The organism is Thermoleptolyngbya sp. M55_K2018_002, assembly GCF_015295965.1.
GTDB lineage: Bacteria > Cyanobacteriota > Cyanobacteriia > Elainellales > Elainellaceae > Thermoleptolyngbya > Thermoleptolyngbya sichuanensis.
On sequence record NZ_DVEA01000357.1, the window covers coordinates 1 to 3,154 of the forward strand.

The 3,154-nt window shown below is 62.3% G+C and carries 2 protein-coding genes and 1 pseudogene; all 3 read right to left on the reverse strand.

Features of this window, described 5'->3' with window-relative positions; translation table 11 throughout:
• Window positions 1-255: pseudogene (locus IGS51_RS18225) on the reverse strand (LapA family protein); the annotation flags it as partial.
• 92 nt (window positions 256-347) lie between these two features.
• Window positions 348-1,622 carry a histidine--tRNA ligase gene (gene hisS, locus IGS51_RS18230; RefSeq protein WP_297080207.1) on the reverse strand — a complete coding sequence of 425 codons (1,275 nt, stop codon included), beginning with the start codon at window positions 1,620-1,622 and terminating at the stop codon, window positions 348-350.
• A 276-nt stretch (window positions 1,623-1,898) separates the two neighbouring features.
• The coding region (locus IGS51_RS18235; protein ID WP_297080208.1) for a GUN4 domain-containing protein at window positions 1,899-3,154 on the reverse strand (1,256 nt) is incomplete at its 5' end.

Here is a 3,154-nt window from a genome sequence, read left to right on the forward strand (position 1 = left end):
GGGGCGACGGGCCTTGCGACGGGGCGATTCCTGCAAGGATCGCTTCGCGAATCGCCCGTTCGCCAAAAACCGAATCAGCGTGGCCACCAGGATCGTTGTGATGGCCCCCGCCAGCACCGCCCCCACCAGCCACACCGCCAGCGGCAGCGCCACCGTCTGCATCCCCAAAAACGTCAGCGCCACCGAAGGCGAGAGGTTTTGCAACACCACAATGGCGAGTAGGGCAATGAAGAGGAAAAGCAGAATCGGACGCATGGGTAGGAGAGGAGGGGTTGGGGGTCAGGGAGAACCGGGGTAGAGGGCTGGCAGATTCATCATAGCGAGTGTGTAGGGGGGGCTTTTGGGCTTTAGCGTTTTCCAAGTCGCTGGCGCAGCAGGTCAGCCCTGGAAGCAAGGTCGGCCTGGGCGATCGCCTCTTGCTCTCCCGATGCCAGCCATTTCACCTGCACCATGCCGGTTTCTGCCTCTTCGTCGCCCAGAATCAGGCAGGCGGCCGCGCCGCTGCGGTCGGCCCGCTTCATCTGCTTGCCAAAGGCACTGCCGCTCAGGTCGAGATCGACCGAAAAGCCTAGCCGACGCAGCGTTTGGGCAATCTGGAGCGACTGGGCTTCGGGGCGATCGCCCTTAGACACCACATAAAAATCGACGCTGGCTTCGGTCGCCGGATGCAGTTTTTGCAGCAGCAGCACCAGCCGCTCCATGCCCAGCCCCCAGCCGACCGCGGGCGTTTCGGGGCCGCCCAGTTCTGCCACCAGCCCGTCGTAGCGGCCGCCCCCGCAGACTGTCGCTTGTGCGCCCAGGTCTGCCGACTGAATCTCAAACGCGGTGTGGGTGTAATAGTCTAGCCCGCGCACCAGACGGGGATTCACTTGGTAGGCAATGCCTAGGTCAGTGAGGCGCTGCTGCACCGCCTCGAACCGCTGCTGCGACTCGGCGCTCAGGTAGTCGAGAATGCTGGGTGCGTCCTGGACGATTTCCTTGGTGCGGGCATCTTTGCTGTCCAAGATTCGCATTGGGTTGCGCGTCAGCCGATCCTGAGAGTCGGGATCTAGCTCGGCTTTGAACGGCGTGAAATAGTCCACCAGGGCGGCGCGATACTGCTGACGGTCAGCGGGCGTGCCCACCGAGTTCAAATCCATCGTCAGCGTTTTCAGCCCCAGATGTTGCAGCAAGTCCGTCGCCAGGGCAATCACCTCGGCATCGGCGCGGGGATCGGCGCTGCCCATGACTTCTACATCCAGTTGGTGAAACTGGCGCTGTCGCCCGGCCTGGGGCCGCTCGTAGCGAAACACGGGGCCGACGCACCAGAGCCGCTGGGCGTTGCCTGCCGCATACAGCTTGTGTTCGATGAGCGATCGCACTAGGCCCGCTGTCATCTCTGGGCGCAGGGTAATAGAGCGATCGCCCCGATCGGTGAAGGTATACATTTCCTTGCCCACGACATCGGTGGCTTCGCCAATCCCGCGTTCAAATAGTTCGGTTTGCTCAAAAATCGGCGTGCGGATTTCACGATAGCCCGCATTGCCCAGGATTTGTCGGGCTGCCGCCTCGATCTGCTGCCAGTAGCCCACTTCCTCCGGCAAAATGTCTCGCGTGCCCCGAATCGCCTGAATTGCGCTCATGCCCTTTGTTCTGAATTCTGAATAAAACGGGATAAAACGTGCAGGATCTACGCACTTGCGACAAGTTTTCCGGGTTTTGGACGATTTCTCGCGGGCGCAGCCCGCGAGAAATCGTCCAACTGCGTAAGTCCTAACGTGCTGCTTCAGTGGATGGCTGGAACGTGCAGCTTGCCAGTTCCCAACTTCCAAACATCACAGTGTAGCAGGGTTCAGGGGAACAGCGTTGAGGGGTTGATCGGGCAGACCCTGAACTGGCAGGACAGGGATGTCCTGGTTTTAGCGAATGTTGCACTCCGACAGTCGCCCCATCAGTGCCGCCAGCATTTGGATTTCGTCCTCACCCCCAAAATCGCGCATCTTGCCCAGGGAACCAGAGCGGAACCCAGACCACAGACCCAACTTCCAATACCACAGCGCGGGCAGGTGTCCCGATGGTGCGTGCAGACCAAAGGTCAGTTGTCTATAGGGCTTGAACATCGCGTAGGAGCCGCCCACCCCTTTCCAAGCCCAATCCACCAGCACCGCAAAGTCCAGCGCTCGCCGCGCGTGGGGCAGTTCAACACCCAGTCCTTGATAGATGCGCTCCTGCGTCGTAAAGCCAAAATGTCCGCTGCTATACTTTTGCCACAGGCCGTTGATCGTGTTCAAATCGACGCAGGGAAACCGAGCCAGGGACTCTGGGTTGAGCCAGTCCTGCTTTTGGCGACCTGCGGCTAAGAGCATCAGGTGACAGGTGTATCTATCTGCTTCGAGCCAGAGCCGTTCCTGCAATAGCCCTTGCAGCTTGGTGTAGTCGATGCCGCACTCGGAGGGCAGCAGGTCGGCTGGAGCTTGGACAGGCTGGGGCGCTGGAGCCACGCCACCCCCCGTTATGATTCCTGGCGGTGGGTCGATAGCGGTGATGACCTGGCCCGGCGGCATGGGGACTCCGCCGTTGCCCCAGGCTGGGATGCCTGCGGGCGGCATCGCGTTGTCGGGATGATGGGGCGCGGAAGCGTCTGCAATGGGAGTGCCTGCAAAGGGGGCATCTGTAAAGTTGGCCTCTGTAAGGGGGCGATCGCCATTCCCGTCCCCTCCTGAGGAAACCAGACCCGGCGGCACTCCGGCTGACCATCCTTCGGGCAGCGGCAGTTCTCCCAAGTCCTCTGGCTCATCCTCTGGATAGTCGGCTGGCGGGGCGGGCGTGTCCACGCTGCCGTCAATGCGATTCACCAGATCGGGCGGCGGCGGCGGCGTGTGGGTGGCAATGTCCTCCAGCCAATCATCAGGGGGGGCGGGGGCGGATTCCGTCGCAGGATCAGGTGCAGGATCGGGAACCGAAGGTTTAGAGGCAGCAGACTCTGGGGCAGCAGGCTCAGGCGATCCCGCTGGCGGCGAGGCGGACTCTGGCGGCAACGGCGCTTCGGGGGCTGGGGGGGCTTGTCCTAGCCCTGCGACCACAAACGCCTCGACCTGAAGCTGGGGTTCCGGCAGGTCAGACAACGGCGCTTCGGGGGCTGGCGGCGGGGACGGCGGAGGCAGCGGCACACTGC